This is a genomic window from Candidatus Streptomyces philanthi (assembly GCF_059553635.1).
The window spans coordinates 1-6,183 of record NZ_JCANQV010000321.1 but is presented as its reverse complement, the minus strand read 5'-3'; the positions used below and the strand labels follow the sequence as shown (position 1 = coordinate 6,183).

The following is a 6,183-nucleotide window of genomic DNA, read 5'->3' as shown; positions in this document are numbered from 1 at the left end:
AGAGCGGGGCGAAGCGGGTGCCGCCGCACACCGGGCAGTCCCGGCGCGGGCGGCCCGACTCCATGGCCGTGATCACCCGGCGCAGGACGACGGCGAGCGGTGCCGACGGATGCCGCTGGGGCGCGGCGCACGGCACGATCTCGCAGCCGCCCCAGGTGCGGCGGTGCCAGGCGTCGACGGCGGTGGGCTGGCGGATGCCGAGGTGCTTCTCCCGGCGTCTGCGGGCCGCGGACTCGGCCTCGTACGCCAGCCAGAGGGCGCGGGCCTCCTCCAGTTCGGTGAGCGCGGCCAGCAGGCGTCCGGGGTCGGGGTCACGGTCCTGGGGGGAGATCCCGGCCCGGACGCACAGATGGTGCCAGGTCGCGCGGTGCCCGTAGGGGGCGAAGCGCTCCAGGCACTTGCGCAGCGCGGTGCGCCGTTGGGCGGGGAGGAGCCGCGGATCGCGGACCTGTTCCGCGAGAGCTCTGAAACCGGCCATTTTCAACCCACCTCCGTGGGGAGGACCCGACTGGACACCGAATGGACGCGGTCCACCGCCGTCCGGATCCATCGAATTTCTTTGCGGTTTCGCGTGGTGCGGGGCGGGGGTGGTGTGCGGCCCGACGGGCCGTGCCCTGTGGGGAATTGGCAAAGGTGACTGTTGTTCACCTTCCGGCGGCGCGTAACCGGCGGTAACGTCCGCCCCCATCCGCCTCCCGAGGAGCAGGAATGCGACGACGTACCGGAAGGCTCAGGACCGCCGCCGCGGCAGCCCTGTTCGCCTTGGGTGCCACCTGCCTGGCACCGCCCCCCGCCGTGGCCGCGGCCACCCGCGCCACGGACACCACCGACTACTGCCGGGACCAGTGCGCGGACATCCTGCCGCCGGGCGCCACCGGCAACGCGACGCTGGTGGAGATCCTCGGCAACAAGATGTTCGGCACCCACCCCGCCCACTCCACCGACCAACTCGCCCCCTACGGCGCCCTGGCGAGCGGCTACCGCGGCCTCACCGACGGCACCCTGGCCGACTTCTTCAACGACGCCTCCTTCGGCGTCCCCCAGGACCAGGTCGCCTCCGTCACCCGGCCCCGCGACGACGTCACGATCACCCGCGACAAGAAGACCGGCGTCCCGCACATCAAGGGCACCACCCGCTACGGCACCGAGTTCGGCGCCGGCTACGCGGCCGGCCAGGACCGGCTCTGGCTGATGGACCTCTTCCGCCACATCGGTCGCGGCGAACTCACCTCCTTCGCCGGCGGCGCACCCGCCAACCAGGGCCTGGAGCAGGAGTTCTGGCCCCAGGCCCCGTACACCGAGGCCGACCTCCAGGCCCAGGTCGACCGCATCCGCGACGACAACGGGGAACGCGGCAAACAGGCCATGGCGGACGCCCAGGCGTACGTCGACGGCATCAACGCCTACCGCGAGCAGTCCAAGAACGGCCGCTATTTCCCCGGCGAGTACGTCCTGACCGGCCATGTGGACGCGATCACCAACGCCGGGGAGATCCAGCCCTTCAAGCTCACCGACCTCATCGCCCTCGCCTCCGTCGTCGGCGGCCTCTTCGGCAACGGCGGGGGCGGCGAGGTCACCTCCGCCCTCTCCCTGCTCGCCGCCCAGCAGAAGTACGGCGTCGAGAAGGGCACCGAGGTCTGGGAGTCCTTCCGCGAACGCAACGACCCCGAGGCCGCGGTGACCGTCCACGACGGCACCCGCTTCCCGTACGCCGTCAAACCCGACCACGCCCAGGGCACCGCACTGCCCGACCGCGGCTCGGTCACCGCCGAACCCCTGGTCCACGACCGCACCGGCGCCGCCACCGCCAAGGGCAAGAACGTGCCCCGCGACCCGGTGAAGGCGCCGGAGAAGTACCGCAAGCTCGAAGGGCTGTTCAAGGACGGCGTGCTGCCCCCGGGCAGCTTCTCCCTCACCCAGCACCGCGGCATGTCCAACGCCCTGCTGGTCTCCGGCAAGCACACCGCCAGCGGCCACCCCGTCGCCGTGTTCGGCCCGCAGACCGGCTACTTCGCCCCGCAACTGCTGATGCTCCAGGAGATACAGGGGCCCGGCATCAGCGCCCGCGGCGCCTCCTTCGCCGGCGTCGGCATGTACGTCCAGCTCGGCCGCGGCCAGGACTACGCCTGGAGCGCCACCTCCGCCGGGCAGGACATGACCGACACCTACGCCGTCGAACTGTGCAACGAGGACGGCACCGCGCCCGCCAAGGACTCGGCCGCCTACCGCTACCACGGCACCTGCGTCCCGATGGAGAAGCTGGAGCGCACCAACTCCTGGAAGCCCACCGTCGCCGACCCGACGGCCGCCGGCTCGTACCGGATGCAGGTCCTGCGCACCAAGTACGGCGTCGTCACCCACCGCGCCACCATCGGCGGCAAGCCCGTCGCCTACACCTCGCTGCGCAGCACCTACCGTCACGAGGCCGACTCCATCATCGGCTTCCAGATGTTCAACGACCCCGGATACGTCCACGACGCGGCCAGCTTCCAGAAGGCGGCCCAGCACATCGGCTACGCCTTCAACTGGTTCTACGCCGACTCGCGGGACACCGCCTTCTACAACAGCGGGCTCAACCCCGTCCGCAACCCCGACGTCGACGCGGCGCTCCCCGTCAAGGCGGAGGCGGCCTACGAGTGGCAGGGCTTCGACCCGGCGGCCAACACCGCCGAGTACACCCCGCCCGCCCAGCACCCGCAGTCCGTCAACCAGGACTACTACATCTCCTGGAACAACAAGCAGGCCAAGGACTACGACGCGGCCGGCTTCGGCAACGGCTCGGTGCACCGCTCCGACCTCCTCGACGACCGGGTCGCCGCACTGACCCGGGAGGGCGGCGTCACCCGCGCCTCGCTGACCCGCGCGATGGCCGAGGCCGCCGTCACCGACCTGCGCGGCGAGGACGTCCTGCCCGCGCTGCTGCGCGTGCTGCGCAGCAAGCCCGTCACCGACCCCGCCCTCCAGACCGCCGTCCAGCAGCTGGAGGCATGGCGCAAGGACGGCGCCCAGCGCCGCGAGACCAGCGCCGGATCGCACACCTACGCGCACGCCGACGCGGTGCGGCTGATGGACGCCTGGTGGCCGCTGATGATCGAGGGCGTCTTCAAGCCGGGACTGGGCGGCGACCTCTACGACGCGTTCCGCGCCAACCTCGGCATCGACGAGTCGCCGTCGGCCGGCCACGGCCCGACCGGGGCGCACGCCGGGTCCGCGTTCCAGTTCGGCTGGTGGAGCTACGCGGACAAGGACCTGCGCGCGGTGCTCGGCGACAAGGTCGAGGGCCCGCTCGCCGCGCCGTACTGCGGCGCCGGCGACCTGTCGGCCTGCCGCGACACCCTGCTGGACACCCTGCGGCAGGCGGCCGGGAAGACCGCCGCGCAGGTCTACCCGGGCGACGACACCTGCAAAGCCGGCGACCAGTGGTGCGCGGACGCGATCGTCCACCGCGCGGTCGGCGGTCTGACGCACGACACGATCAGCTGGCAGAACCGGCCGACCTACCAGCAGGTGGTGGAGTTCCCCGGCCACCGCTGAGCGGCACCACACGGCACACGCGCCGGCCCCGGGCACCCACGCCCGGGGCCGGCGCCCGTCCTGACCTGGCGTTACGCGCGGTCTCAGGGAACGAGACACCGCGCCGGAACCCTTGACCGGCCCGTGCGCCGGACGTGAGAGTGCCGCTCGTGACCAGTGAGACGGCAGCACGGAACACGGCGGACCCCGCGGCCGGGGGAGCGGACGGCGGGGAGAGCCTGCGGCGGGTGGCGGTGGCCTCGTTCATCGGCACCGCCATCGAGTTCTACGACTTCTACATCTACGGCACCGCCGCCGCCCTCGTCCTCGACGAGGCGTTCTTCCCGACCCTCGACCCGGTCAACGCGACCCTCGCCGCGTTCTCCACCTACGCGGTGGCGTTCCTCGCCCGGCCCCTGGGCTCGGTCCTCTTCGGGCACTTCGGCGACCGGGTCGGCCGCAAGTCCGTCCTCGTCGTCTCCCTGCTGCTGATGGGGCTGTCCACGGCCTGCGTCGGTCTGCTGCCCGGTTACGGCACGCTGGGCGTCTGGGCGCCGCTGCTGCTGGTCGCGCTGCGCTTCCTCCAGGGCATCGGCCTGGGCGGGGAGTGGGGCGGGGCGGCGCTGCTGGCCGTCGAGCACGCGCCGAAGAAGCGCCGCGGGCTGTACGCGGCGTTCCCGCAACTGGGCCCCTCGGTCGGTTTCTCCGCCGCGACCGGCGTGTTCTGGCTGCTGTCGGCCGGGCTCGACGACGCGGCGTTCCGCTCCTGGGGCTGGCGGGTGCCGTTCCTGCTGTCGTTCCTGCTGGTGGGGGTGGGGCTGTTCGTCCGCCTGAAGATCAGTGAGACACCGGTCTTCGCACGGGTGCGGGCGGCGCAGGAGGCCGGGCGGGTCCCGGTCCTGGAGGTGCTGCGGCGCCATCCGCGGGAGCTGCTGCTGGGCGCGGGCGGCATGATCATCGCGTACGGCCTCTTCTACACCGCCACCACCTACTGCCTCTCCTACGCCACCGGCACGCTCGGCGTCCCCCGCGGCACCATGCTGGCGCTCTCCCTGGCCGCCTGCCTCTTCCTCGCGGCCGGCACCTGGCTCGCGGCCACCCGCTCGGACGCCGCGGGCCGCCGCCGGCTGGTCCTGGCCGGGGCCGGGGCCGCCGTGGTGTGGGGCCTGGTCCTCTTCCCGCTGCTCGACACCCGGCAGCCGGCGCTGATCGCGCTGGCGGTCGGCGGGGCGCTGTTCTGCATGGGCGTGGTGTACGGCCCGATGGGCGCCTATCTCCCGGAACTCTTCGGTACCACCGTGCGCTACTCGGGGGCCTCGCTCGCCTACAACCTGGGCGGGGTGCTGGGCGGCGCGGTCTCCCCGCTGATCGCCGCCCGCCTCCAGCCCGCGTTCGGCTCCTCCTCGGTGGGCTGGTACGTCAGCGCGACGGCGCTGCTGTCGCTGCTGTGCGTGCTCGCGCTGCCGGAGACGCGGGAGCGGGAACTGGGGTGAACGGGGCGGGTGGCGCCGGGCGACGCACGTTCAGGCCGGCGCCCGTGACCGACGCGCCGTCACCCCGTGTACCGCAGATACCTCTTCCGCACCGCGCGGAACGCCCGCAGGCCGTCCTGCCAGGCCGCGACCACCTCGTCCGGCCCGGCCCCCGCGTCGATCATCGTGCGGACCGTCGTCGAGCCCGTCAGCCGGTCGATCCAGTGGTCGGGCCGCCAGGCGAAGCCGGACCAGGTCCGCTTCGCCGTCACCAGCAGTCCGATCCCGGTACGCACCGGGTCGAACGCCGCCCGGTCGTGGACGTGCAGTTGCACCCCGCCGATCGTCCGGCCGTGGAACTTGTCGGACGTCGGAGCGAAGTACGCCTCCCGGAAACGCACCCCGGGCAGCCCCAGCGCCTCGGCGGCCGCGGCCCAGCGGCGGTCGACGCCCTCCGCGCCCAGCAGCTCGAACGGCCGGGTGGTGCCGCGGCCCTCGGAGAGATTGGTGGCCTCGAACAGGCAGGTGCCGGAGTAGACCAGCGCGGTGTCGGCGGTGGGCATGTTGGGGCTCGGCGGCACCCACGGGAGGCCCGTGGCGTCGTAGAAGTCGCCGCGCCGCCATCCGGACATCCACACCGTCTCCAGCTCCACCGGGCGCCCCGCGGCCCGGGGCACGAACTCGCCGTTGAACAGCCGGGCCAGCTCCCCCACCGTCATCCCGTGCGCCTGCGCGACCGGCTCCCGGCCGACGAACGTGGCGAAGGCCCTCTCCAGCACCGGACCCGAGGCCGCGCGGCCGGTCACCGGATTGGGCCGGTCCAGCACCATGAACCGCTTGCCCGCCGCCACGGCCGCCACCATGCAGTCGTACAGCGTCCAGATGTAGGTGTAGAAGCGCGCGCCGATGTCCTGGATGTCGAAGACCAGGGTGTCCACGCCCGACGCGGTGAAGATGTCCGCGAGTTCCCGGCCGTTCTTGCCGAACGTGTCGTACACGGGCAGCCCGGTGGCCGGATCGTCGTAGCGGCCCTCCGAACCGCCCGCCTGCGCGGTGCCGCGGAAGCCGTGCTCGGGGCCGAAGACCGCGGTCAGCCGGACCCGTTCGTCGGCGTGCAGCACGTCGACGATGTGCCGGACGTCGCGGGTGACACCGGTGGGGTTGGTGATGACGCCGATCCGCCGGCCCTCCAGCGGGC

At 72.8% G+C, this 6,183-nt stretch carries 4 protein-coding genes; 2 read left to right on the top strand and 2 right to left on the bottom strand.

Annotation, left to right across the window (positions count from 1 at the left end):
- Positions 1-478 (bottom strand): hypothetical protein (locus AC51EU_RS25805; protein ID WP_496269475.1); only part of this gene is annotated, 478 nt, incomplete at its 3' end.
- Positions 479-708: 230 nt separating this feature from the next.
- Between AC51EU_RS25805 and AC51EU_RS25800 the strand changes: the two genes are divergently transcribed.
- Together AC51EU_RS25800 and AC51EU_RS25795 are read left to right on the top strand one after the other, a co-directional pair.
- Entirely contained in the window at positions 709-3,534 is a 2,826-nt protein-coding gene (locus tag AC51EU_RS25800; protein ID WP_496269474.1) for a penicillin acylase family protein, read from the top strand.
- Positions 3,535-3,683: 149 nt separating this feature from the next.
- On the top strand, positions 3,684-5,006 hold the full coding sequence (locus tag AC51EU_RS25795) for an MFS transporter (RefSeq protein ID WP_496269473.1): 1,323 nt from the start codon (positions 3,684-3,686) through the stop codon (positions 5,004-5,006).
- A gap of 59 nt (positions 5,007-5,065) precedes the next feature.
- Here the strand turns inward: AC51EU_RS25795 and AC51EU_RS25790 are convergent, their stop codons facing one another.
- A complete protein-coding gene (locus AC51EU_RS25790; protein WP_496269476.1) occupies positions 5,066-6,178 on the bottom strand; it encodes an exo-beta-N-acetylmuramidase NamZ family protein in 1,113 nt (370 codons plus the stop codon).
- Between the last annotated feature and the right edge of the window lie 5 nt (positions 6,179-6,183).

What these genes read in the sequence shown, in the direction of transcription:
- AC51EU_RS25800 (WP_496269474.1), top strand. Translation starts at nt 709, where the DNA reads ATGCGACGACGTACCGGAAGGCTCAGGACCGCCGCCGCGGCAGCCCTG.